A 24,702-nucleotide genomic window follows, 5' to 3' on the forward strand; every position below is an offset into this window, starting at 1 on the left:
GGGTTAACCCTACCGCCGGGCGGGCGGTCTACGGGATCGCCGGGGAGGCGCCGAATGCCTAGCGTCTACGACATGACCACCGCATACGCCGACCCGGCGCCCACCCGTAGCCCTGCCCGGCGCTACCTGCGCCAACTGGGCATCGACACCCAGTACGTGCTGCTGGGCTTCCCGATCGGCCTGATCACGCTGGTCCTCGGGATCACCGGATTCGCCGCGGGCATCGGCACCGCGATCATCTGGATCGGCCTGCCGGTCCTGGTCGGCACGCTGATGATGGCCCGCGGGTTCGCCATGGCCGAGCGCGCCCGGATCGGCCCGGTCCTGGGCCTGAAGAGCACGCACCCGATCTACCGGACCAACCGTGGCCAGGGCTTCCTGCGCCGCACCTTCGGGCCGCTGGGCGACGGGCAGACCTGGCTCGACCTGGTCCACGCGATCTTCCGGTTCATTCCGAGCACCATCGGCTTCTGCTTCGTCGTCGTCTGGTGGGCGTTCGCCCTCGCCGGTCTCAGCTACCCGCTCTGGGACTGGACGGTGCCGAACCCGCCGGACAACCGCGGGCTGCACGAGCTCCTCGGCTTCGAGGACACGATGGCGATGCGGATCCTCTTCAACTTCGCCGTCGGCGTGTTCTTCGCCGGGACCCTGTCCTGGGTGGTCCGCGGTGTCGCGCTGATGGAGGCGTGGTTCGCCCGGGCACTGCTGGTCAGCGTGTACGAGCTGCGCCGCCAGGTGGCCGATGCCGAGCAGGCGCGCGACGTGGCTCAGCTGCAGAAGGCGGCCGCCGTGTCGGCCGAGGCGGTGGCCCTGCGCAAGCTGGAGCGCGACATCCACGACGGCCCGCAGCAGCGGCTGGTCCGCCTCGCCATGGACCTGGGCCGGGCCGAGCAGCAGTTCGCCGCCGACCCCGACCGGGCCCGGGAGATCGTGGCCGAGGCGCTCACCCAGACCCGGGAGACCCTGGACGAGCTGCGCGCCCTGTCCCGTGGCATCGCCCCGCCGATCCTGGTCGACCGGGGCCTGCAGGCGGCGCTGACCGCGCTGGCCGGCCGGTGCACGATCCCGGTCGACCTGGACGCGCCGGCGATGGAGCGACTGGACCCGGGTGTCGAGTCGACCGCCTACTTCGTGGTGGCCGAGGCGCTGACCAACGTCGCCAAGCACAGTCACGCCAGCGAGGTGCAGGTCAGCGTGCAGCGGATCGCCACCGGCCTGATCGTGACGGTCGCCGACGACGGGGTGGGCGGGGCCAGCCTGGCCAAGGGGCACGGCCTGGCCGGCCTGGACGACCGGGTGCGGGCGGCCGGGGGAGTCCTCGCGGTGGACAGCGCGGAGGGTGAGGGGACCCGGCTCACGGCGGCACTGCCCCTCTGAACGAAAGAGGATCTGACAGCATGGGCGCATGCGGGTGGTCATTGCCGATGATGCGGTGCTGTTGCGAGAGGGCCTGATCCGGCTCGTCGAGGAGAACGGGCATACCGTCGTCTCGGCTGTCGGTGACGGGCCCTCGCTCGTTCAATCGATCAAGGAGCATCGTCCGGACGTCTCCATCGTGGACGTCCGGATGCCGCCGTCACACACCGACGAGGGGCTGCGGGCGGCCGTCGAGGCGCGGACCGCGGTGCCGGGCAGCCCGATCCTGGTGCTCTCCCAGTACGTCGAGGTGTCGTACGCCGATGATCTGCTGGCCGACCGCCGTGGGGCGGTCGGCTATCTGCTCAAGGACCGGGTGTCGCTGGTCGCCGAGTTCCTCGACAACCTCCGGCGGGTGGCCGAGGGCGGCACCGTGCTGGACCCCGAGGTGGTCGCCCAGCTGCTGGTCCGGCGCCGGCGGGACGACCCGATGCGCAGCCTCACCCCGCGCGAGCGTGAGGTGCTGACGCTGATGGCCGAGGGCATGTCGAACACCGCGATCGCCCGCAAGATGGTGGTCACCGACGGTGCGGTGGAGAAGCACGTGCGCAACATCTTCACCAAGCTCGGCCTGCACCAGGACGAGGAGCAGCACCGACGGGTCCTGGCGGTGCTGGCCTACCTCCAAACGTAGGGCTAGCCCTACCGCGGACCGGGGTGTCCGCCGTATCGATCGGCCACTTCGGAATCCATAGCGTCTTCCCCATGGAGAACAGGGAAAACGTCAAGGGAATCGCGGCTCGTGTCGCGATCTGGAGTGCCCGCCATCGGGCGCTCGCCATATTCGGCTGGATCGCCTTCGTCATCGCGACGGTGGTGCTCAGCGCCCAGATCGGCACCCGGCAGGCGGACGAGGGCACCGCCGGGCACGGCGACTCGGGCGACGCCGACCGGATCGTCGCGGCGGCCGGCTTCCCCGAGCAGCCGGCCGGCGAGATGGTGCTGATCCAGAACCGGGCCGGCACGGACCGGGTGGCCGCTGCGGAGGAGGTCACCCGCGTCCTCGGAACGGTGCGGGACGTCACCGACGTGCAGGCGCCGATCGACTCGGCGGACGGCCGGTCCACGCTGATCGCCTTCAGCATCGCCGGCGACCCCCAGACCGCGGAGGAGCGGGTCGGTCCCGCCATGGAGGCGGTCGCCCGGGTGCAGAGCGCCCACCCCGATCTCCACATCGCCGAGGCCGGCGGGGCGAGCGCCGACCAACTCGTCACCGAGGAGCTGGAGGGCGGGCTCAACCGGCTGGGGATGCTCTCCATCCCGGTGACGCTGGGCATCCTGCTGGTGGCCTTCGGCGCGGTGGTCGCGTCGTTCCTGCCGGTCCTTCTCGCGATCATGTCGGTGGTCGCGGCGATCGGCCTGATGGCGGCGGCCAGCCGGTTCGCTCCCGCGGTCGACGAGACGACGCACGTCATGCTGCTGATCGGCCTGGCCGTCGGTGTCGACTACTGCCTGTTCTACATCCGCCGGGAGCGTGACGAGCGCCGCCGGGGCGCCGACCCGCACCAGGCGCTGATGATCGCGGCGCAGACCTCGGGCCGCTCGGTCTGGGTCTCCGGCCTGACGGTCATGATCGCGATGGCCGGCATGTTCTTCACCCAGGACGTCGTCTTCGTCAGCTTCGCCGCGGGCACCATCCTGGTGGTGGCCACGGCCGTGCTCGGCTCGCTGACCGTGCTCCCAGCGCTGCTCTCGGCGCTGGGCGACCGGGTCGACGCCGTCAAGATCCCCGGGCTGTACCGGCGCAACAGTGACGGCCGGGTGTGGAACGCGCTGCTCAACGTCGTACTCGCCAAGCCGTTGATCTCGGCGATCGTCGCCATCGCCGCGCTTGCCGCACTGGCCTACCCCGCGCTCGATCTGAAGACCCGGGGCCAGGCCGTCCAGGACATCTCGCCGGACGCTCCGGTGGTGCAGACGTTCCTCGCCATCGGCGAGGCCTTCCCGAGCAAGACCACGCCGGCCCAGATCGTGGTGAAGGACGACTCGGTCGGGACCGCCGAGTTCGAGCAGACGCTCACGGCGTTCAAGGCGGCCGTCGCCGGCAGTGGCGGGAAGCTCGTCGAGCCGGTCGACGTCGAGATCAACCCGGCCGGCACCGTCGCGGTCGTCTCGGTCGGACTGGCCGGCAAGGAGAGCGACGATGTCGCGGTCGACGCGCTGAACCTGCTGCGGGACCGGGTCGTGCCGGACACGTTCGGCCGGATCGGCGGCGCCACGGCCCTGGTCACCGGCTCCACCGCGGGTGGTGTCGACTACAACGACCAGCTGTCCAAGACCCTGCCGCTGGTGTTCGCCTTCGTCCTCGGACTGGCCTTCATCCTGCTGCTGGTGTCGTTCCGGTCGGTCGTGGTCGCGGTCACCGGGTTGCTGCTGAACCTGCTGTCGGTCGCGGCCTGCTACGGCATGCTGGTCTACGTCTTCCAGTACGGGAACTTCGAGGACCAGCTCGGCTTCGTCTCCGGCGGGGGCATCACCAACTGGATCCCGATGTTCCTCTTCGTGATCCTCTTCGGGCTCTCGATGGACTACCACGTCTTCGTGGTCAGCCGGATCCGTGAGGGTCACGACCGGGGGCTCTCGACCCGGGACGCGGTCCGCGAGGGCATCGGCCGGACCGCCGGCGTGATCACCAGCGCCGCCGTGGTGATGGTCGCGGTGTTCGCGCTCTTCGCCACGCTGCCGCTGACCGCCACCAAGGAGCTGGGCGTCGGCCTGGCCGCGGCGGTCCTGCTGGACGCCACGATCATCCGGGCGGTGCTGCTGCCCGCGGTGATGACGCTGCTCGGCCGGGCGAACTGGTGGCTGCCGAAGTGGCTGGGCTGGCTGCCGCAGGTCGCGCACGAGCCGCCCGCGCAGGTCACCACCGCCCGCACGGACGAGCGGGAGCCGGCCCTCGTCAGCTGAGCATGTGCCCCAGGGCGCCGCCGATCACGGCGGCGCCCATTCCGGCCGTGATGCTGAGCAGTGCGTAACCGCCGGCGGCGAGGATCTCCCGGCGCCGGGTCAGGGTGAGGATCTCCCAGCTGAAGGTCGAGTACGTGGTGAGCGCCCCGCAGAACCCGGTGCCGAGCAGGGCCACCGCTCCCGGCGCCAGCGGCAGTCCGAGGACCAGGCCGAGGACGAACGAGCCGGCCACGTTGACGGTCAGTGTGCCCCAGGGGAAGGCCGCCCCGAACCGGGCCCGCATGACGCGGTCGGTCAGGTAGCGCAGGGGCGCACCGACCGCCGCGCCGAGGGCGACCAGCAGGGCGGTCATCGGGCCACGGCGCTTCCGGCGGCGACCGCCACGAGTGCGCCGATCAACGTGGCGACCAGGTAGACGAGGCCGGCCCGGGAGACCTCGGCGATCGCGGTGGAGAACGTGGTGTAACCGCCGAGGAATCCGGTGCCGAGCAGCAGGCGCGGCAGCGGCCGGCGGGTGCGGGTGTAGAGGACCCCGATCAGGAAGCAGCCGGACACGTTGATCACCCAGGTGGACCAGGGGAAACCATCGGGAGGGTACGGCCAGGCGCTGGCGAGGCCGTAGCGGGCGAGGGCGCCGAGCACTCCACCGGCGGCGACGGCGGCCAGGTCGACGGGGCGCACCTCGGTATCCATCACCCGGGACGTTAGCCGACGGTCGGGTGGCCGGCCGGGGGGACGTGGCGGCGCCCACCCCGGCCGGTTCCAGGCGCTCCTGCTGGGGAGCGAGCCTGTCCGTCCACTTTAGATCACGATCTTGATAGTCCGCTGTGCGGCCCGGGTGGGGGCGCCAGCCTGAACTCTGGCTGTCGAGGTGGTGACTTCGTGATTGTCTGCCGGCGGAATCGATCTCAGAATGCTTTCAGAGGCTGACAAAACCGGCACATTCGTCGTCGAAAAAGCTGATAACGTGCGGCTCCGCACGCGGATGGAGCGGAAGACGATGCACCACGCCAATCACCACTACGGGCACTCGCACATCCTGGCCCGCTACTGCGGGATGCCGGAGCCGCTGCATCCGCCGAGGATCCAGGGCTACCTCCAGCACGGCTGGAACATCGGGGACGGCTTGGCGCCCGGTACGCCGTACGTCTCCGGCACGCCCCTGCTGGTCTGGTCCGAGGAGACCCGCCGCCGATCCTGGTCGCAGGGCCGCCGCGACGTGGTCGTGGTCGGCGCCCCGTTCGCCTACCTGGTCGAGATGACGCCCCCGGCCACCGAGGCCGGCGAGGGGACCATCTTCTACCCTTCCACGGGTGGGAGGGCCAGCAGGTCCACGGCGACCACCAGCGGCTCATCGACGAGGTGAAGGCGACCGAGAGCGGCCCGATCACCGCCTGCCTGTACTGGAACGAGTACCGCATGCGCTCGGTCCGTCACCTGTACGAGCGGGCCGGGTTCCGGGTCATCTGCCACGGCTACCGTGGCTTCTGGTGGCGCGACCACAACCGCGACTTCCTCGTCGGGCAACTCGCCGAGCTGCGCCGGCACCGCCGGGTCGTCTCCAACAGGCTGTGCAGCGCGATCTGGTACGGGCTGCTCGCCGGCCGGGAGGCGGCCGTCTACGGCGACCCGATGGTCCTGGACAACGCCGACATGACCTTCGGCGGCGAACCCCGCCTGCACCGCCAGTGGCCGGAGCTCTACGGCCGGGAGACCGACTTCGAGACCTGCCACCGACTCGCCCGGATCCAGCTGGGCGCCGACGAACTGGCCGGCCCGGACGAGCTGCGCAAGCTGCTGGGCTGGCCGAAGGAAGGGTACGTGTGATCCCGGACCGTCCGGACCTGGCCGCGGCGCTCGCCGCCCCACCCCTGACCAACCTGGTCCGTGCGGGTGGTGAGATGTTCAACTGGAGCGACCGGACCGGCCCGCGCAACGCGCTGCTCGGGCACCTGGTCGCCGAGTCGAGCGGACCGGGCCGTACCGTGCTGATCGCCGGGCCGCACCCGGCCGAGCTGGTCGCCGCACTGGCCGCCGGCGGCGCCGAGGTGACCTGGGCTCTGCGCTCGCTCGCCGACGCGGAACGGGCCGCCGGCGCGCACCCGGCGATCACCGTGGTGTCCGGCGCCTTCGGCAAGATCGATCTCACTCCGGGGTACGACCTGGTGGTCGCCACCGACGGCGTGCGGCGTCTCAACTCCGCCGAGGGCGAGCAGCTCTCCACCGGTGAACTGCTCGACCGTCTCGCCGGCGCGCTGCGCCCCGGCGGCACCCTGATCCTGATGCACGACAACCAGCTGGGCGTGCACCACACCGTCCGGCTCGACCCGGGCAGCCGGTTCCGTGACGACGCCGCCTGGCACCCGGACGAGGCCGACGCCGGCCCGCCGTCACGTGCCCACCTGACCGCCCACCTGACCGGGGCCGGACTGGCGATCGACGCCGCGTACGCCGCCTTCCCGGAGCCGGGCGCCCCGGCCGTGCTGGTCGGTGGCGACGCGCTCGGCGACGTCGGGTCCCCGTCGCGGCCCTGGCTGGCCACGGTCCTGGCGCAGGCGTACACCACCGCCTTCCGCGGCCGTCCGGTGCTCAGCGACCCGCGCAAGCTGATCGGCCGCGCGCTGCGGGCCGGCGCCGAGGACACCGTGGCCGGCGGCTGGCTGGTCGTGGCCCGCGCTCCGGGTGCGGGCGACCGGCCGCGGCACCGGCACGACGTGCTGGTCGGCGATGTGAACGGGGTCTACGCCGTCGGGGCGGACGGCCCGCGGATGCTGGCCCCCACCGAGGAGTCGTACGAGATCCACGGGCTGCGCCGGGTCGAGGTGATCCAGCCGGTCGCCGGATACCAGTGGGAGGAGCGGCTCCTGGAGCTGTGCGCCGCCGCCGACGTGCGCGGGCTGCGGCAGGAGATCGCGCGGTACGAGTCCTGGCTCGGCGCCGGCCCGGTCGCCGGCCCGGAGGCGCTCGCCGACTTCTCCGGTATCGGGGTCACCGGTGACGGACCGGTGGTGCTGTCCGCACGCTGGGAGCCGGCCGAGCCGCTCCCAGCCGATCTCGTCCTGGTGCGCACGCTGTGGCAGTTCGCGGTCCGGCTGATCACCTGGGGCCGTCCGCATCCGTGGCCGATCACCGCGAGCGCCGCCGACCTGGCCGCGATCCTGGTCGGGATGGCCGGTCGGAGCCTGACCGACGAGGAGCTGCGGTCCGCGATCGACCTGCAGGTGGCGATCGACGGCGCCGAGTTCGGCCTCGACCAGGCCGGCCTGCAGGCGCAGCGACTGGCCCTGCTCGCCGTGCGGCCGGGCACCGCGCCGGTCGACGTGGCCGGCTATCACGAGCTCACCGAGGCGCTCTGGCGGCAGCGGTACGAGGCCGGTCACCTGCTCGCGATGATGGAGTGGAACGAGCAGATGATCCAGTCCCGGGACGCGGCGCTCAGCCGGATGGACTGGGAGCTGCAACTGCTCCGGCGTGGCTGGGGCGCTCGCGGGATCATGCTGGCGAAACGGGCGTACAAGAAGGTCAAGAAGTAGCGTGAGGGGCGGCCGCGGCCGCCCCTCACGGTTTCAGTTCCTCAGATCAGATCCCAGGTCAGCGGTGTGCCCTTGGCCGCGTCCACGGTGAAGGCCCGGCCCAGCACGGTTCCGATCAGGTCCGGCTCGAGCCCGCCGGTCGGCCGGATCGAGCGGACGTTCTCCTCGGTGACCGGGTCGCCGGCCCGCACGTCGGTGACCACGTAGAGCGAGCGGCGGAACCGCAGGCTCTCCCGCTCCGCCTCGGTCGGGCCGATCGCCGTGGTGCCGAGCGCCTGCCAGGCCCGCTCCGACTCGGTGACCAGCAGCTTCAGCTCGGCCTGGTCGAGGGAGAACGCGGAGTCCACGCCACCGTCGGCCCGGTCCAGGGTGAAGTGCTTCTCGATCAGCACCGCGCCGTAGGCGACCGCGGCGATCGGCACCCCGATGCCCATCGTGTGGTCGCTCAGGCCGATCGGCAGTCTCAGCGCCTCGGCCAGCACCGGGATGCGCCGCAGGTTGGTCTCCTCCGGCGGGGCCGGGTAGGAGGCGGTGCAGCTCAGCACGGTGATGTCGGTGGCGCCGGCGCCCTGGGCGGCCTCGACCGCCGAGGTGATCTCACGGAGCGTGGCCATGCCGGTGGAGATGATGAGCGGCTTGCCGGTCGAGGCGGCCAGCCGGATCAGCGGCAGGTCGGTGATCTCCGAGGACGCGATCTTGTACATCGGCGCGTCCAGCTTCTCCAGCAGCTCGACCGCGGTCCGGTCGAACGGGCTGGAGAACGGCGTGATGCCCCGCTCCCGCGCGCGCTCGAAGATCGGCGCGTGCCAGTCCCACGGGGTGTGCGCCCGCTCGAACAGCTGGTAGAGGTAGTCGCCGCCCCACAGGTCGTGCCCGGCGGAGATCTGGAACCGTGGGTGCTTGACGTCCACGGTCATGGTGTCCGCGGTGTAGGTCTGGATCTTGATGGCGTCGGCGCCGGCCTCGGCCGCGGCGTCCACCAGGGCCAGCGCCCGGTCGAGCGAACCGTTGTGGTTGCCCGACATCTCCGCGACGATGTACGGCTTCCTGTTGCTCATCTGCTTCTCTCCGTCCAGACGACCGTCTTCGGCACGCCGTCGACCAGCCGTTCGTATCTGCGTGTCTCGCGGAACCCGAACCGCCGGTGCAGCGCGAGGACCTGCGTGTTCTCGGCGAGCGTCTCGCCACCGAGGGTGTCCAGGCCGAGCGGGCCGAACGCGTGCTCGACGGCCTCGGACTCCAGCCGCATCCACGCGGGCAGCAGGCGCCGGCCGAGACCCTCCACGTCCAGGTAGAACGACCAGGTGGAACCGTCGAAGATCACCACTCCGGCCGGGACGCCGTCCTCCTCGTAGATCAGGACGTCACCACTGCGCCGAGCCCACCAGGCGGCGTGCTCGTCGGGCCGGATCTCGTGGGTGGTCAGGCTGACGGCACGCACCGACGGGTGGTTGCGCCAGGGAAGGACCAGGTCACGGTCGGAGTCACGGGCGGGTCGAAGCACGCCGTCAAGGTATGGAGGTGGTCTTGACCCGCTGTGGCGCGGAGGGGATGTCCGGGGAAACCGCAGGTGTCCGTTGGGTGCCCCGGCGACGCAGGCCGGCCACCCGGTATCCGGCGCGCAGGGCCGCGTAGAGGGTGTAGCTGTTCGCCGCGACCAGGCGATGCTTGAGTCCCGCGGCGCCGGCCGGCGGGAGATAGCCGGCCGGGCGGTGCCTGCGGTACAGCGCCGCGATCTCCCGGAAGAACGCGCGACGGCGGCTCGGGTGCATCCGGTTCTCGTTGCCGGCCACGACGAGCAGGTGGCTGATCATCAGGGTGAAGACGCGGATGCGCAGCGCGGGGTCGACGCCGGCGTCGTCCAGCCAGGCGTAGAAACGGTCCCACTGCCCGAACGCCTCGAAGTGCCGGTCGCTGCGGGTCGCGGTGATCGCGCCCTCCCGGCCGATGCGGTAGTGATAGCAGACCCGGTTCAGCACGTCGAGGCGCTCGGCGGCGATCAGGACCGGGTTGCTGAACGGGACGTCCTCGTACCACCCGGCGGGGAAACGCAGATCGTGCTTGGTGAGGAGATCGCGCCGCATGATCCGGTTCCAGGCGGTGTGCTGCAGCCCGATCAGCCGGAGCCGGTCGGGCGTGCCGGCGAGCAGGGCCGAGCTCGCGTCGGTCTGCAACCGGCCGTCGTGGTGCAGCCGCAGATGGTCGATGAGCAGCACGTCCGGCTCGGTCTCGTCCAGGCGCTCCAGCACGGCCCGCACCGAGCCGGCCGGCAGGACGTCGTCACTGTCGACGAACCACACATGACGGCCGCGGGCCTCGGCCAGGCCCGCGTTGCGAGCCAGACCGAGGCCGACGTTGCTGCTCAGGTGAAGGACCCGCAGGCCGTGGTGACGAGCGGCGTACGCGTCGAGCATCGCGCCGCAGTCGTCCGGTGAGGCGTCGTCGACCGCGATGACCTCGACCGCCGCGTTCTCCTCCGGGGTCAGACCGGCGCGGATCGAGTCCAGGCACTGGTGGAGGTAGTCCTCGACCGCGTAGACCGGCACCACGACGGTCAGCACAACGTCCATGGCGACCACCGTCGACCCCGCACGTTAACCCGAAGGGAACCGCAGTCGTCGCGAGCGGGTCTACTGGGGGTCGGCCACACTCTCGAGGACGGCCGCTCCCTCGGGGTCGCCCTTCTCCTGGTCGGCCTTCTCCGGGTCGGCCTTCTCACCGGTGTCGGTCGGGAACAGCAGCTCCTGCATCGCGTCGCTGGTCAGCGGCTCGGCGAAGTAGTAGCCCTGGCCCAACTCGCAGTTGCCGTCGGCCAGCTCACTGAGCTGCCCGGCGTCCTCGATGCCCTCGGCGACGGTGGAGAGCTGCAGCGCCTGGCCGAGCTGGATGATCCCGAGCGTCAGAGCCGCGGCGGCCGGCACGTCGCCGACGTCGTCCACGAAGGACTTGTCGATCTTGATGATGTCGACCGGGAACCGGCGCAGATACGCCAGCGACGAGTAGCCGGTGCCGAAGTCGTCGATCGCCAGCCGTACGCCCAGGGCCTTGATCGCGTGCAGCCGCTCCAGGGTCTCCTGGCGGTGGTCCACCAGCAGCGACTCGGTCAGCTCGATCACCAGGCGGTGCGCCGGCAGCCCGCTGTCGGTCAGTGCCGCGCCCACCACCTCGGGCAGGTCGGCACGGTCCAGTTGCACCGCCGACAGGTTGACGCTGACCGTCAGCCACTGCTCCATCTTGCGCTGCGCGTTCCAGTGGGCGGCCTGACGGCAGGCCTCACGCAGCACCCACTCGCCGATCGGGACGATCATCCCGGTCTCCTCGGCCAGCGGGATGAAGTCCAGTGGCGGGATCATCCCGCGCTCCGGATGCTGCCACCGGACCAGCGCCTCCAGCCCGGAGATCTCCCCGGTGGCCAGCCGCACGATCGGCTGGAACCGCAGCTGGAACTCGTGCCGGAGCACGGCCCGGCGCAGGTCCGCCTCCATCTCCAGGTGCTTCTGGAAGGACTCGCGCATCGACGGCTCGAAGATGGCGTACTGGTCCTTGCCCTTCTTCTTGGCCTCGAAGAGCGCCAAATCGGAGCGGACCAGCAGCTCCTGGGCGTCGAGCTCGCCGGGCGCGCCGAAGGCAAGCCCGATGCTGCAGGTCACGAACGTCTCGCGGCCGTCCAGGTCGAACGGGTCACGCATCGCCGAGACGATCCGCCGGGCCACCGGCAGGGCGGCCTCCAGCGAGCCGGTCTCGGGCAGCAGCACGGCGAACTCGTCGCCGCCGAGCCGGGCCGCGGTGTCGTCGGTGCGCAGGCAGTCCCGCAGCCGGTCGGCCACCAGGGCCAGCAGCTGGTCGCCGGCGGTGTGCCCGAGCGAGTCGTTGATCATTTTGAACCGGTCGATGCCGATCAGCAGCGCGGCGACACCGCCGGGCCGGGCCGCGCCGAGGGTGTTCTCCATCCGGGTGACGAACAGCGAGCGGCTGGCCAGCCCGGTCAGCGCGTCGTGGAACGACGCGTTCATCTCGCGCAGCGTCCGCGCGTCGGCGACCGCGAGGCCGGCGTGCTCGGCGAATGCCAGCAGCATCTCCTGCGAGGCCTTGTCCCACGTGCGCGGCTCGGTGTGCGACCCGGCGAACATGGCTCCGACGACCACGCCGTTCTCGTGCACCGGCACGGCGATCATGCTCTTGATCCGGTTCGCCACCATCTCCGGCACGGCGATCGGCGAGTTGGTGTAGTCGTCCACGGCGACCAGCTCGTCGCCCATGATCGCGAGCCCGGCGACAGCGAGGGACGTGACCGGGATCCGCTGCATCCGGGCCAGCACCTCGTCCGGGATGCCGGACCCGGAGACCAGGCTCATCCGGCCCGGCTCGTCGCTCTCCAGCACGGCCAGGCCGGCGATGTCGACGTTCAGCAGGTCGGCCACGCCGGCGGTGACCCGGTCCAGGATCCGGCGCAGCGGCTCCCGCCGGGCGATCGCCCGCTGCACCGTGCTCAGCTCGTCGAAGAGCCGCTGCCGACGCTGCAGGGAGTCGATCAGGCGGTTGTTCTCCTCGGCGTGGAGGCGCTCCGCCTCGACCAGGTGCAGCGCCTGCAGGCTCAGCTCCAGCACCCGGGCCATGCCGCGGAGCAGGCACACCTCCTCGTCGGTGAAGGCGCCGGAGCGGCGGCCGAGCACCAGCATCCCGGAGGAGGTGCCGCCGAGCGGCGCGACCGCGAGCGAGTAGACGACCTCCCCGGCGCGCAATGTCGCGGGACGGCCGACCTGGTAACCGGCGGTGAGCGCGTAGACCGGGATCTCGTCGGCGGGCAGACCGACCGCCGCGGCTATTCCGCCGTCGATCGTCAGTACCGCGAGATCGGCCCCGAGGGCACGCGACGCGCACTCGACAGCGGCATGCTGGGCGGCAGCCTCGTCGGGTCGGTCGGCTACGACGGCGAGGAACTCCGTCAGTTGCTGAGTGGCGAGCACGTGGTTGCAGTCGGCGGGCGGACCGCTCAGCTGAGGGAAACGCGCACGCTGGTCGGCGTTCGTGCCAACCTGGTCACGAACGGTCAGTGCGCCGACACGTACGGTTGTCAAAATCGATGGGCTACGACTGAATAGATCCGTGGAGACAACCGACACGGGTCTGGCATCCGGCCGGGTGGGCGCCGCCTCCATCGCCTTCGCCGGCGTGGCCGCGACCGCCCCCATGGTAACTCTGGTCACCGTCGTCCCGGCAGCTCTCGCCGACGGTGCCGGGCCGCTCGTGCCCTGGTCGTTCGCCGTGGCCGGGCTGGCGCTCCTGCTCTTCTGCGCGGGGCGGGCCGCGATGATCCGGCGGTTCCCCAGTGCGGGCGCGGCGTACTCGCAGGTCGCCCACGGGCTCGGCCGTCCCGGTGGCGTCGTCGCCGCGTGGCTGGCGATCGCCGGCTACCAGGCGATCCAGTTCGGTCTCTACGCGCTGGCCGGTCTCACCGCCGCGCCGCTGCTGAGCAGCCTCGGTCTGACCGCGCCGTGGTGGGTGGTGGCCGCCGCCTGCTGGGCGATCGTCGCGCTGTGCGGGACGATGCGCATCGAGGTGGCCGCCGCGCTGATCGGGCTCGTCACGGTCGCGCAGGCCGCCGTGCTGGCCGGTGTGGGCGCGGCCGACGTCATGCAACCCGCCGGCGGCCGGGTCGCCGCCGACTCGATCCGGATCACCGGGCCGGCTCTCCTGGACCGGCCGGCGCTCGGGCTGCTCCTGGTCGTCGCGGCGCTCGCCTTCGCCGGGCTGGAGTCCTCCGCCGGGTATGCCGAGGAGGGTTTCCAACCGCGGCGCAGCGCCGGATTCGGTGGGTACTGGGCGGTCGTGCTGCTCACCCTGCTGCTCGGTGGCCTCACCTGGTCGATGATCGTCGCCGCCGGCCCGGACCGGATCGCGGCCGCCGCCGCCCGTGGCCCGGAGCTGCTCTTCGACCTGGCGGCCGAGCGGCTCGCCCCGTGGGCGGTCACTCTCAGCCGGGCGATGCTTCTCGCCGGGGTCCTGGCGGCGATCCTGGCGCTGCACGCGGTGATCGCCCGCTACCTGTACGCCCTCGGCCGGGAGCGGGTGCTGCCGGGTGTGCTGGGCCGAACCCGACGACGGACCGCCGCGCCGCGCGCCGCCTCGGTGACCCAGTCGCTGATCGCCGGCGCCGCGCTGGCCGGTGCCCATGCCGCCGGCGCCGCCCCGGGTCTGCGCACCGCGCGCTGGCTGATCGCCGGCGGCTCGCTCGGCATCCTGCTGCTGTTGCTGCTCGTGTCGGTGGCCGCGCTGCTGCGCCTGAACCGCGTCCCCGGTCCCGAAGGGGCCTGGAGCCGCTTTCTGGCGCCCGTTCTGTCCACAGTGTCCCTGGGGACCCTCGCCGTCCTGGCATTTCGTGACCTGCCGGCCCTGCTCGCGCTCCCGGCCGGATATCCGCTGGTCCGCGTGATACCCGCGGCTTTCGCGACATGCCTGGTGCTGGCAGTCGCGCATGCTCTGCTGCTGCGCCGCCTCCGCCCGGTGATCTACGCCGGCATCGGCCTGGCCGGCACCCCGGTCGTCGTCACCCCACCAGCCGTCTCCCACGCCGAGCCCGCCGTCGCGACGATTCCCCGGCAACGCGACCCGGGCGCCCACCGCCCGGAGCGCATCGACCGCGACCATCAGGGCGAGGCGGCGAGCCGGGAGGCGGAGCAGTCAAGCACATCAGTCACGCAAAGAAGTCCTGGACCTGGGTGAGGGTGAGATAGCCCTGGGGCTCCAGCTCGCGCGGGATCGACGGCAGGCTCCGGGCCGTCACCGGGCCCTCGCCGGCGTCCTCGGGCGGGGTGGACGGCGTCGGGGTGGGCGGCAGATCGGGGAGGGCCATCGCCTCCCGGATCACCTCGAACATCGTGCGCACCTCGGTGGACGCCCGGTGGGCGAGCTCGTCACGACCGGTCTCGGCCGGCGGGAGAGCGCAGGTGAAGTTGGCCCGGAGCCGGTCGTCGACCCGGCGGATGTCGGCGCTGGGGCGCAGGTGGTCGAGCCGGCCTTCGGTGACGATGCCGAGCTCGCAACCGCGGAAGCCGGATCCCTGCCACCACTGCTGCCAGCCCGGGTCGGCGTCCAGGGTCCGTACGGCGTGCCGCAGCGCCCGCAGATACTGTCGCGGCTGCCGGCCGTCCCGAGTTGCCGTCCCCAGCCGTGGGTGGAGCCAGAACTCGTTCATGGTTCGCAATGGTCGCAAATCAGACGGCTCTCGGCAGGGATTCCGCGTTCGCGCGTCCGAGTGGACCCCGTTTGCCGGTCATGACTGCGGAATAATGCCGCATTTGTACCTTAATCTGCAAAAAGCACCTTATGGAGTGGTGGTCCGGCGTGGACGGGTGATGCGCCCCGTTAAGCCCTTGACCATATGGGCTTAAACGGACACAAGGGGCTGGGTATGAGAAGATTCTGGGCGGCCGCCATCGCGGTGGCGCTCTGCACGGTCGGCGTCGCGGTGACCGAGGCGCAGGCCGGGACGGCGCGCGGTGAACCGTCGCCGATCGCCTGGAGCGCCTGCGGCGAGGGCTCGTTGAAGTCGCAGGGCGCCGAGTGCGGATTCCTCTCCGTGCCACTGGACTACGCGAAACCGGACGGGCAGAAGATCGAGCTCGCCGTCTCGCGGATCAAGGCCACCGTGCCCGCCGACAAGCGTCAGGGGCCCATCCTGGTCAACCCGGGCGGGCCGGGAGGCTCCGGTCGTGGGATGGCCACTCTCGGCCAGCACGTGCCCCGGCAGGTCGGCGCCGCCTACGACTGGATCGGCTTCGACCCACGCGGGGTGGGCGCCAGCAAGCCGAAGCTGACCTGTGACAGCGACTACACGGGGTACAACCGGCCTCCGTACGTGCCGAGCACCCCGGAGATCGAGAAGGCCTGGCACGTCCGCACCAAGGCGTACGCCGCCGCCTGCGCCGAGGCCGGCGGCGCCCTGCTGGACAACATGCGCACCGAGGACACCGTCCGTGACATCGACCGGATCCGGGAGGCCCTCGGCGTCGAGAAGATCAGCTTCTACGGCTTCTCGTACGGCAGCTACCTCGGCCAGGTCTACGCCACCCTGCACCCGGAGCGGGTGCACCGGATGGTCCTCGACGGCATCGTCGACCCGGGCCGGGTCTGGTACCGGTCGAACCTCGACCAGGACATCGCCTTCGACAAGGCGATCAAGGTCTACTTCGCCTGGATCGCCAAGTACGACTCGGTCTACCACCTGGGCCGGACCGCGGCCGACGTGCAGAAGCTCTACTACCGGCAGCTCGACGAGCTGGCGAAGAAGCCGGCCGGGTCGATCGGGCCGGCCGAGCTGACCGACATCTTCCTGCAGCCCGGCTACTACGTCTTCGGGTGGGAGGAGACCGCCCGCGCCCTCTCGTCCTGGGTGCGCGACAAGGACCCGGCACCGCTCAAGCGGCTCTTCGACGAGAACCACGAGCAGAGCGAGGGCGCCGACAACGGCTATGCGGTCTATCTGGCCGTCCAGTGCACCGACGCGCCGTGGCCGGCCGACTGGAAGAAGTGGGCCCGCGACAACTGGCGGGTGTACAAGCGGGCGCCGTTCGAGACGTGGGGCAACGCCTGGTACAACGCCCCGTGCCGGCACTGGGCCGGTCGGGCCGGCACCCCGGTCGAGGTCGACGGGCGCGACGCCCCGCCGATTCTGATGATCAACGAGACGCTGGACGCGGCCACCCCGTACTCCGGCGCCCTCGAGATGCGCCGCCGCTTCCCGCGGTCGGTGCTGCTCGAGGGCATCGGCGGCACCACGCACGCCGGTTCGCTCTTCGGTAACGCGTGCGTGGACAACACGATCGCGGACTACCTGGCCACCGGCGCGCTGCCCGGCCGGGTCAAGGCGGACCGCTCCGACAAGCAATGCGAGCCAATCGCCAAGCCCACGCCGCTGTCGGTCGCCGGGAAGAGCGCCCTCTCCGAGCGCCTGCTGCTGCAACGCGACATCGGATAACGGGGGAGCGGGCCCGGTGGTGAACGCCACCGGGCCTGTGACCAGCGCGTGAGTTATGCTCGATCCCGCGAAGGGGAGTAGCTCCCAATGTCGCGGTCGACATACTGACCCCGGTTCTCCGGGTTCCGGCCGCGCGGCCTCGTTTCGGGGCGAGCGAGACCTTCGATCAGGCCGTATTCGTTTATGGCCGGGTCGAGGTCGCCCTGCGCCTGAGCCCGGTCATGGTCACCGGGAGTTTCTTGTGGAAGGTTTCCTAACCGCGCTGGCGATCAGCTTCGCGGTCATCTTCGTCGCCGAGCTCGGCGACAAGTCGCAGCTCATGGCGATGACGTTCGCCACCCGGTTCAAGACCGTGCCGGTGCTGATCGGCATCACCGTGGCCACCGCAGTGGTGCATCTCGTCTCGGTCGGCATCGGGTACGGCCTCGGTGCCACCCTCCCGACCGGCTGGATCTCGCTGATCGCCGGTATCGCGTTCCTCGGCTTCGGCGCCTGGACCCTGCGCGGCGACTCCCTGACCGCCGAGGAGAAGGGCAAGGCCGAGCGCTCCACCGGTTCGGCGATCCTCGCGGTCGGTGGCGCCTTCTTCCTGGCCGAGCTCGGTGACAAGACCATGCTGGCGACCATCACCCTGGCCACCCAGCACGGCTGGTTCGGTGTGTGGGTCGGCTCGACGATCGGCATGGTCGCCGCCGACGCGCTGGCCATTCTCGTCGGCCGATACCTGGGTAGACATCTACCGGAAAAGGTCATCAAGTACGGAGCTGCCGCACTCTTCGCTATCTTCGGCATCTGGTTGATCGCCGAAGGTGTGATCGAACTGCGATAAGAAGGAGCCGCCGTGCTGGACTACCGGGCCGAGTTCGACGCCGAAGTCACCCTCGACGGCGGGGGCGAACTGAGGGCGCGGGGCTTCCGCCTGAACATCCCGCACGCCGACGTCACCGAATCCGAGATCACCGCGCTGCTCGTCGCCGCGCTCGCCCCGCAACGGGTGGAGCGAGCCGAGGTCAGCGACGTCCGGATCATCGCCGAACCGCACCCGCCGGCCGACACCCGGGCTGAGCGGGTCCGGTTCGTCGAGCTCAGCCACGTGATCACGGCCGGGATGGTCACCTCACCCGGCCTGCCCGGTCCGGAGATCACCCCGCACCTGACACGGCTCGCGTCCCGCGGCGTCTACGCGCCCGGCACCGAGTTCGTCATCGACCGGATCAGCATGCTCGGCAACACCGGCACCTACCTGGACAGCCCCTACCACCGCTACGCCGACGGCGCCGACCTGGCCGGCCTGCCGCTGGAACGGCTCGCCGGGCTGCCCGCCGTGGTGGTCCGGGCCGTCGGCGGCGAGCGTGGCGTCACCGCCGAGATGCTCGCCCACGTCGCCGTCACCGGCCGGGCCGTGCTCCTGCACACCGGCGGCGACCGGCACTGGGCCACCCCCCGCTACGGTGTCGACGCCCCCTACCTGACCGCCGCGGCCGCCGAGCTGCTCGTCGACCGGGGCGCCGCCCTGGTCGGCATCGACGCGGTGAACATCGACGACGTCGCCCCGTCGTCGGCCGGTGAGCGCCCGGCACACACCCTTCTCCTGGCGGCCGGCATCCCGGTCGTGGAACACCTCACCAACCTGCGCGAACTGCCGCCGCTCGGCGCCCGCTTCACCGCCACCCCGCCGCGGGTGGCCGGCTTCGGCGCCTTCCCGGTCCGGGCGTTCGCCACGATCCCCGCCGAGGAGCCACAGGCGTGACCAGCAACCTGGAGCTGGCCCGGATCCAGCTCGGCCGCGGCGAACCGGCCGCCGCCGCCGAGCTCCTCGCGCCGGTCCTCGCCGCCGAACCCGACCACATCACGGCACTGGTCCTGATGACACACGCCCAGCTGGCCCTGAAACGGCCGGATCTGGCCGACGAACTGGCCCGGCGTGCCGTCGAACACGCCCCGGAATGGCCGGACGCGCTGGCCGCCCTCAGCCGCGTGCACACCGAGCTCGGCCGGCACGAGGAGGCCATCGCCACGGCCCGGGAGGCGGCGCTGCGTCAGCCGGAGAACCCGTACCGGCACCACCGCCTGGCCTGGGCACTGCTGGAGGACGGCCGCCACGCGGTCGAGGCCGAACACGCCGCCCGCGAGGCGATCCGCCTCGACCCGGACGAGGCGGACTTCCGGATCACCTACGCCATGGTGATGAAACAGCTGAACCTCACCGACCGGGCCCGGGCAGCCCTCCGCGACGCCCTGGCCCTGTCCCCGGACAGCGCGGTGGCCCGGCACGAGCTGGCCGCCCTCGACGTCGTGCACCACCATCCGTTCGCCCTCGGCCGCCTGGCCCGGGGCGCATCCGGACTGGTCGGAGCTCTGCGGGCGGACCCACGACAGGAGGCCAGCCGCTTCCTGCTCGACGTGGCGCTGCGCCAGTTCCTGGTCTACACCGCGATCATCCTGGTCCTGCTCGCCTACCTGGGCTGGCGTACCGCCGAGTCGTCCCCCGGCGTTGCCCGCCTGTTCGCCGCCCTGGCCGCCCTGGTCCCGGGGGCCTACGCCGGCTACTTCCTCTCCCGCCTCGACCCGGCACTGCGCTCGTACCTGCGCGACCTGCTGACCCACGGCCGCCAGCGAATCGCCCTGGGTGCCGCCGCGATCGCGGTCCTGCCACTGCTGATCGCCCTGGCCGCCCCGCCAGCCTGGCTGCCGGCGCTGCTGGCCACCGCCACGTTCGCCGGCTTCGCCGTGCGCCTGCTGACCGCCCCCGTCGACGAGCCCGGCGAATCCGGCAGAGGCCTGACCAGCCACTCCCTGCTGCTGATAGCGGGCGTCTGCGCCGCCGTCGGGGTCGGCGTGATCACCACCGAGACCCTCGCCCCGGCGTGGCGCCTCCCGGTGACCCTGGCCGCCTTCGCCGCCACCGCCACCTGCCTGACCCTGATCGCCCGGCGCCGCCGGACCACCCCACCCACGGCCGGCGTCTTCCTTCCGCTCTGACCCCTTCTCCGGTACGCCGTACTCCAGCCCCGCCCGAACCCGCGACGCGGACCCGGCTGTAGCCCGTGGTCACCGCTACGCCCGTGAGTCGCCTTGCGGGCCGGAGTGGGGTCCGCGTCGCGGGGACAGGCCCGGGACCGGCGTGGGTCGTACCGGAGGAGAGTCTTGAGCGGGAGCCAATCGCCTCCAGTGGGCGGCGAGGCTCAGAAATCGTGTGTTTCCGCCGATGTGAACCTCGTGATCCACACCCGTATCCGCGGAGCGGACCGATGACCGAGCTGGCCCCCTCCCCGGGCATGACCGCAAGCGCAGCCGACGCCTCCGCGCGGGCGTTCGCTGATCCGAGTGACCTCGGGGTGGCGCGGGCCGCCGCCCTCTTCGAGCACATGCAGCCGGAGAAGGCTGCGGAGATGCTGCATCCGGTGCTGGCCGGACGGCCGGACTCGGCGCCGGGCTGGATTCTGATGGCGCGGATCCGGCTGGCGCTGGACCAGGTCGAGCCGGCACTGGACGCGGCGAACCGGGCCGTCGAGCTGGCGCCGGAGGATCCGCGGCCGCTGGCGATCGCGAGTCGTGCGCTGACCCTGCTGGGCCGGCACGAGGAGGCGATGAGCATGGCCTACCGGGCGGTGATCGTCGAGCCGAAGAACCCGCTCTGGCACGACCGGGTGGCGTGGGCGCTGCTCGCCGCCGACCGGCAACTGGGTGACGCGGAGCAGGCGGCACGGACCGCGGTGGGGCTGGACCCGAACGAGGCGCACTACTACTTCACGCACGGGGTGACCCTGGCCGCGCTCGGTCATGTCGATCAGGCCCGGCAGGCGCTGGAGACGTCGTTGCGGCTCGAGCCGGAGAACCCGGTGGCCCGGCACCGACTGGACGTGCTGAACGGGGCGGCACAGCCGGTGGTCGAGAAGAAGAAGCGGGGCTGGCGGCTCTTCGGGCGCAAGGAGCAGGCAAAACCGGTTCGCCCGGAGGAGTTTCGCCCCTGAACTCAGGCATCGGCAGAATACCGCACAAGTAATAATCCGGACATGCAATCACGGATGTCCGCAGCGGTTCTCGCTCTCGTGCCCGTCGTCGCCCCGGCCACGCCGGCCCGGGCGAGTGACCCGCCGAGGGTGACCGAGATGACCGCCCACTACGGCTTCAACGGGCGCTCCAGCAGCATCATCGACGAGTCCGGAAACGGGCACACCCTGCGCGTGATCTCCGCTCAGGGCGGCCGGGTCCGCGCGGTCGCACACGGCCCCGGCACCGCGCTCGCCTTCCCGGGCAAGTGCACGCAGCAGGTCTGCCCGCACGTGGCCCTGCAGAGCGACCTCTCCGCCGACCTCAACCCGGGCGGCCGTGACATCGCCTTCGGCGCCGACGTGCTGCTCCCACCCGGCCAGACCAGCAAAGGCCAGAACGTGCTGCAGAAGGGCTACTCGGCCACGAGCAGCCAGTACAAACTGCAGATCGACGGCACGGCCGGCCACCCCAGTTGTGTCCTGGTCGACGTGAAACGGCCGGTCATCCGCATGGTCCGCAGCTCGGTCACCGCCGCGGACGGCACCTGGCACCGGGTGCGATGTCAGCGGTCCGGCACACGCCTGGAGATCTACGTCGACGGCGAGGCACGGGGGCGTACCACCGTCCCGGCCGATCTGTACGTCTCCAACGACCTGCCGCTGAGCATCGGGGCGAAAGGCGCCTACCGCGACAACGACCAGTTCAACGGCGTCCTGGACAACGTCTGGGTACGGATCGCCCGTTGAGTGTCGTCTCCCCGTCGGAGCGCGTTGACAAGTGGTACCTATCAGCCGCACAGCGGACGCATAGCCCGGCTCGGCACTCTTCTCGTCGTCAGCAAGCAACCGGACCGAGGAGAGCGCCGATGAGTCAGCACGATCCGTCCGCACCGGGCCCGTGGCACTCCCAGGGCCGGCCGGCGCGCAGCGGCCACGGAGAGCCCGTCGCCTGGTCGTCCGAGGTGCCGGAACCCGCCTCCGTGCCGAACGACTGGTCACCGTCCAGCGCGTACGCCGGCCACCACTCCACCGGCTACCTCGGCGAGCCAGCCGCCGCGCCCGTCACCTGGCATGATCCCGGCGCAGCACCCGGCTGGAGCGGCCGCCACCCCGAACCCGATCCGGCGGCCTCCTGGAACGGCAACACCACGATGGGCCCCGCCTACCGCAGCAGCCCCATGCCGGACCGGATCCCGGCCGAGTGGAGTCAGAGCCCGGTGCCGGACTCGGTTCCGCAGTCCTGGCACAGCGAGCCGCCGACCGCCGGATGGAACGCCGCCCCCGCCTCTTCCTTCTCGGAACGCACGGAGCCACCGGTACGGGCGTGGAACCCGGACCCCGCCCCGATCGACCTCGGTGTCGTGTCCGCCCGTACCGAAGGAAGAGGGATGAGCCCGGACCGGACCGCCCGCCGGAGCCCGAAGCTGATGATGGCGGCCGCCCTCGCCGCCGCCGCCCTGGCCGGCGGCGGAGTGGGCGCGGGCCTGATGGCCGCATTCGGCGGAGACAGCACCGTCACCGTGCCGGCCGGACCCGGCGCAGGTCAGGTGCCCGGCGGTCAGCCGTCGAAGGCATCCACCTGACGTCATTCGGGGATGAAGACGAGGACGGTTCCCGCTGTGGGCGGCGGGAACCGTCCTCGTGCTCAGGCCTGGGTCTGCTCTCGCGTATCGGCCGGCTCAGCGGTCCCGGACTCCTCGGCCGCCCGGATCTCCGCGGCTGTCCGCGCCCGGCGCTTGCGGATGTGCCGCACATGCAGGACCACGTAGGTCGCGACCGCGAGCACCAGCACACCGATGACCGGCCACTGGTAGTGATGGATCTTGCCCATGATCGGCCCGAGGTTCGCGCCCAGGTGGTACGCCAGCGTGCACCAGAACCCGACCCAGAGCGCCGCCCCGATCGCGTTGTAGAGCAGGAACGTCTTCCACGGCATCCGGGTGATCCCGGCGATCACGCCGTTGAGCTGCCGCAACCCGTCGATGAACCGGGCGATCACGATGATCCGGTTGCCGCGCCGGGCGAAGAACAGCTCGGCCTTCGCCAGCCGGGCCGGTGTCACGAGGATGTACTTCCCCCACCGGTTCACGATCTTCCGGCCGCCGCGCAGCCCGATCCAGTAGCCGATGTTGTCGCCGACGACGGCGGTCACGAAGCAGATCGCCGCGACGATCCAGATGTTCATCCGCCCATAGCCGGCGTAGACCGACGCCGCGGCCATGATCGTCTGGCCGGGCGCGGGCACACCGAAGCTCTCGACCACGATGATGCCGCCGATCGCGAGATAACCCCAGCGATCCAGGATCGGCGCCACGGCGTGCAGGAACCCGGGAAGTTCGGCTGAAGGTGGCATCCGTTACACGGTAGCGGCACCCGTCATGGGGAGCCGAGCGGACCTTTCAATAAACGGCGACGGCGCCGCTCGGGCTGAGCGGCGCCGTCACTCGGCAGGGGTCAGAGAACGTCCGCGGCCAGCTGGCCACGCAGCTTGGTCAGCGCCTTGGTGAGCAGGCGGGAGACGTGCATCTGCGAGATGCCGATCTGGTCGGCGATCTGGCTCTGGGTCAGGTTGCCGTAGAACCGCAGCGTCAGGATCTTCTGCTCACGCTCGTCGAGAGTGGCCAGCGCCGGGCCGAGGGCGACCCGCGTCTCGGCGATCTCGAACTCGTGGTCCTCGCCACCGAGCGTCTCGCCCAGCTCGGTCGTGCCGTCCGCGCTGATCGGGGTGGACAGCGAGGTCGCGTTGTAGGCGCGGGCGCCTTCCAGGCCCTCCAGCACCTCCTCCTCGGTGATGCCGAGGTGGACGGCGATGTCGGAGACCTGCGGGGAGCGGCCGAGGGAGTGGGTGAGGGTCGCGTTGGCCTCGGTGATGGCGAGGCGGAGCTCCTGCAGGCGGCGCGGGACGCGGACCGACCAGGTGCGGTCGCGGAAGTGGCGCTTGATCTCGCCGATGATGGTGGGGATGGCGTAGCCGGCGAAGTCGACGCCGCGCTCGGGGTCGAACTTGTCGACGGCCTTGATGAGGCCGACGGTGGCGGTCTGCACGAGGTCGTCGGTGGGCTCACCGCGGCCGGAGTAGCGGTGCGCGAGGTGGCGGGCGAGCGGCAGCCAGGCCTCGATCGCCCGGTCGCGGAGTGCGGCGCGGGACGGGTGGCCGGCCGGCATCGCGGCCATCGCGGACAGAAGCTCGGCGGCGCTGTCGGCCGGAGCCTGGGCACTCGCCGTGGTCGACGGCGACACCGACGTCTTGGTCTCGGTGACGGTCATGTCGTGGTCCTCCCTGACACCTTTTCCGGAGAGCCGGTCCCTAGGTTTGGGACCCGGTCGGTCGGGCATCCATATTCGTGGGGACAGGCAGTCGCAGCCTGTCCGGAGCACAGTTGGCCGTTCGGTTACGCAGACTCTATACGACAGGCCGAGAGAACACTAGCCGAAAGTATGAGGCGTTTTACGTGACAAACCGGACGTAAGGGCTCAGTTTTGGGTCTGACTTCGGGAAAAGCCCTCGCTCGACCGCCCGAACCGGTAGAAGATCCGTCCTCTGCAATTCCCCCGGGAGTGGGCAAGATGGGCCCATGACGTCGCCGCCCGCCCCGGCCCCGCACTCGGCAGCGACCGAACTCCGTCATTGGAGCCTCGACAGCGTCGGTGAGCTACGAGACCTACGAGCCGGCCTGCGCCAGGCGGTCGCCGGCACCTCACTCGACGACGAGGACGGCCTCGACCGGATCACCGTCGTCGCCACCGAGCTGGCCACCAACGCCCTCCGCCACGGACGCGCGCCCACTCACATACGTCTCCTCCGGGAGCCCGGCGCCCTCATCCTCGACGTCGCCGACCACGATCTGGCCGGCGAGCCCCTCTTCGACGAGGA

The 24,702-nt window shown here is 71.3% G+C and carries 22 protein-coding genes and 1 pseudogene (1 of these 23 only partly in view); 14 read left to right on the forward strand and 9 right to left on the reverse strand.

Going from position 1 to position 24,702, the window contains the following annotated elements; genetic code table 11:
* Nucleotides 1–72 precede the first annotated feature (72 nt).
* The 3 genes from ACQPZW_RS02175 (at nt 73) to ACQPZW_RS02185 (ending at nt 4,323) form a co-directional block, all read left to right on the forward strand.
* Nucleotides 73–1,377: a sensor histidine kinase gene (locus ACQPZW_RS02175; RefSeq protein WP_433793166.1), complete on the forward strand. Its 1,305-nt coding sequence runs from the start codon at nt 73–75 to the stop codon at nt 1,375–1,377.
* Between the two features lie 28 nt (nt 1,378–1,405).
* Complete coding sequence (locus tag ACQPZW_RS02180; RefSeq protein WP_433793167.1) at nt 1,406–2,050, forward strand: LuxR C-terminal-related transcriptional regulator; 645 nt, start codon at nt 1,406–1,408, stop codon at nt 2,048–2,050.
* A gap of 71 nt (nt 2,051–2,121) precedes the next feature.
* On the forward strand, nt 2,122–4,323 hold the full coding sequence (locus ACQPZW_RS02185) for an MMPL family transporter (protein WP_433793168.1): 2,202 nt from the start codon (nt 2,122–2,124) through the stop codon (nt 4,321–4,323).
* Here the strand turns inward: ACQPZW_RS02185 and ACQPZW_RS02190 are convergent.
* Together ACQPZW_RS02190 and ACQPZW_RS02195 are read right to left on the reverse strand one after the other, a co-directional pair.
* A complete protein-coding gene (locus ACQPZW_RS02190) occupies nt 4,316–4,675 on the reverse strand; it encodes a fluoride efflux transporter FluC (protein WP_433793169.1) in 360 nt (119 codons plus the stop codon). The genes ACQPZW_RS02185 and ACQPZW_RS02190 overlap by 8 nt on opposite strands.
* Nucleotides 4,672–5,016 (reverse strand): FluC/FEX family fluoride channel, encoded by a 345-nt coding sequence (locus ACQPZW_RS02195; RefSeq protein WP_433793170.1) that lies wholly within the window; start codon nt 5,014–5,016, stop codon nt 4,672–4,674. The genes ACQPZW_RS02190 and ACQPZW_RS02195 overlap by 4 nt, the downstream gene beginning before the upstream one ends.
* Nucleotides 5,017–5,323: 307 nt before the next feature.
* On the opposite strand from ACQPZW_RS02195, the pseudogene ACQPZW_RS02200 reads away from it, so the two are divergent.
* Nucleotides 5,324–6,150: pseudogene (locus ACQPZW_RS02200) on the forward strand (hypothetical protein).
* Nucleotides 6,147–7,856 (forward strand): hypothetical protein, encoded by a 1,710-nt coding sequence (locus ACQPZW_RS02205; RefSeq protein WP_433793171.1) that lies wholly within the window; start codon nt 6,147–6,149, stop codon nt 7,854–7,856. The pseudogene ACQPZW_RS02200 and the gene ACQPZW_RS02205 overlap by 4 nt, the downstream one beginning before the upstream one ends.
* Before the next feature lie 41 nt (nt 7,857–7,897).
* Here ACQPZW_RS02205 and pseI read toward each other — a convergent pair whose 3' ends face one another.
* The 4 genes from pseI to ACQPZW_RS02225 are packed head-to-tail and all read right to left on the reverse strand — an operon-like array spanning nt 7,898 to nt 12,934.
* Nucleotides 7,898–8,914, reverse strand: coding sequence for a pseudaminic acid synthase (gene pseI / locus ACQPZW_RS02210; RefSeq protein ID WP_433793172.1), 1,017 nt, complete (start codon nt 8,912–8,914; stop codon nt 7,898–7,900).
* Nucleotides 8,911–9,360 (reverse strand): GNAT family N-acetyltransferase, encoded by a 450-nt coding sequence (locus tag ACQPZW_RS02215; protein WP_433793173.1) that lies wholly within the window; start codon nt 9,358–9,360, stop codon nt 8,911–8,913. Before ACQPZW_RS02215 ends, pseI begins: the two co-directional genes overlap by 4 nt.
* A 4-nt stretch (nt 9,361–9,364) precedes the next feature.
* Entirely contained in the window at nt 9,365–10,426 is a 1,062-nt protein-coding gene (locus ACQPZW_RS02220) for a glycosyltransferase family 2 protein (RefSeq protein ID WP_433793174.1), read from the reverse strand.
* Between the two features lie 60 nt (nt 10,427–10,486).
* Nucleotides 10,487–12,934, reverse strand: a complete 2,448-nt coding sequence (locus ACQPZW_RS02225) for a putative bifunctional diguanylate cyclase/phosphodiesterase (RefSeq protein WP_433793175.1) — start codon at nt 12,932–12,934, stop codon at nt 10,487–10,489.
* Between the two features lie 28 nt (nt 12,935–12,962).
* On the opposite strand from ACQPZW_RS02225, the gene ACQPZW_RS02230 reads away from it, so the two are divergent.
* Nucleotides 12,963–14,579 carry an APC family permease gene (locus ACQPZW_RS02230; protein ID WP_433793176.1) on the forward strand — a complete coding sequence of 539 codons (1,617 nt, stop codon included), beginning with the start codon at nt 12,963–12,965 and terminating at the stop codon, nt 14,577–14,579.
* Here the strand turns inward: ACQPZW_RS02230 and ACQPZW_RS02235 are convergent.
* On the reverse strand, nt 14,551–15,051 hold the full coding sequence (locus ACQPZW_RS02235; protein WP_433793177.1) for a hypothetical protein: 501 nt from the start codon (nt 15,049–15,051) through the stop codon (nt 14,551–14,553). The two genes, ACQPZW_RS02230 and ACQPZW_RS02235, sit on opposite strands and share 29 nt — an antisense overlap.
* 216 nt (nt 15,052–15,267) lie before the next feature.
* Here ACQPZW_RS02235 and ACQPZW_RS02240 point away from each other — a divergent pair, with 216 nt between their 5' ends.
* The 7 genes from ACQPZW_RS02240 to ACQPZW_RS02270 all read left to right on the forward strand — a co-directional run bounded on the left by ACQPZW_RS02240 (nt 15,268) and on the right by ACQPZW_RS02270 (nt 22,411).
* Nucleotides 15,268–16,833, forward strand: coding sequence for an alpha/beta hydrolase (locus ACQPZW_RS02240; protein WP_433793178.1), 1,566 nt, complete (start codon nt 15,268–15,270; stop codon nt 16,831–16,833).
* Between the two features lie 241 nt (nt 16,834–17,074).
* On the forward strand, nt 17,075–17,662 hold the full coding sequence (locus ACQPZW_RS02245; protein ID WP_433793179.1) for a TMEM165/GDT1 family protein: 588 nt from the start codon (nt 17,075–17,077) through the stop codon (nt 17,660–17,662).
* A 12-nt stretch (nt 17,663–17,674) separates the two neighbouring features.
* Nucleotides 17,675–18,583: a cyclase family protein gene (locus ACQPZW_RS02250; protein ID WP_433793180.1), complete on the forward strand. Its 909-nt coding sequence runs from the start codon at nt 17,675–17,677 to the stop codon at nt 18,581–18,583.
* Entirely contained in the window at nt 18,580–19,815 is a 1,236-nt protein-coding gene (locus ACQPZW_RS02255) for a tetratricopeptide repeat protein (protein WP_433793181.1), read from the forward strand. Before ACQPZW_RS02250 ends, ACQPZW_RS02255 begins: the two co-directional genes overlap by 4 nt.
* 269 nt (nt 19,816–20,084) lie before the next feature.
* The gene (locus ACQPZW_RS02260; protein ID WP_433793182.1) at nt 20,085–20,807 is read left to right on the forward strand and encodes a tetratricopeptide repeat protein; all 723 of its coding nucleotides are present in this window, start codon (nt 20,085–20,087) and stop codon (nt 20,805–20,807) included.
* A gap of 42 nt (nt 20,808–20,849) precedes the next feature.
* A complete protein-coding gene (locus tag ACQPZW_RS02265; protein WP_433793183.1) occupies nt 20,850–21,575 on the forward strand; it encodes a LamG-like jellyroll fold domain-containing protein in 726 nt (241 codons plus the stop codon).
* A gap of 119 nt (nt 21,576–21,694) precedes the next feature.
* Nucleotides 21,695–22,411, forward strand: a complete 717-nt coding sequence (locus ACQPZW_RS02270; protein ID WP_433793184.1) for a hypothetical protein — start codon at nt 21,695–21,697, stop codon at nt 22,409–22,411.
* A gap of 62 nt (nt 22,412–22,473) precedes the next feature.
* Here ACQPZW_RS02270 and ACQPZW_RS02275 read toward each other — a convergent pair whose 3' ends face one another.
* Nucleotides 22,474–23,181 (reverse strand): DedA family protein, encoded by a 708-nt coding sequence (locus ACQPZW_RS02275; protein WP_433793185.1) that lies wholly within the window; start codon nt 23,179–23,181, stop codon nt 22,474–22,476.
* Nucleotides 23,182–23,282: 101 nt separating this feature from the next.
* On the reverse strand, nt 23,283–24,002 hold the full coding sequence (locus tag ACQPZW_RS02280; protein ID WP_433797399.1) for a SigB/SigF/SigG family RNA polymerase sigma factor: 720 nt from the start codon (nt 24,000–24,002) through the stop codon (nt 23,283–23,285).
* 401 nt (nt 24,003–24,403) lie between these two features.
* On the opposite strand from ACQPZW_RS02280, the gene ACQPZW_RS02285 reads away from it, so the two are divergent.
* On the forward strand, nt 24,404–24,702 hold the 5' portion of the coding sequence (locus tag ACQPZW_RS02285) for an ATP-binding protein (protein WP_433793186.1). 124 nt of this gene lie beyond the right edge of the window; the window shows 299 of its 423 coding nt (coding positions 1–299); the start codon lies at nt 24,404–24,406; its stop codon lies off the right edge, out of view.

The organism is Actinoplanes sp. CA-252034 (assembly GCF_050956125.1).
Taxonomy (GTDB): Bacteria; Actinomycetota; Actinomycetes; order Mycobacteriales; family Micromonosporaceae; genus Actinoplanes.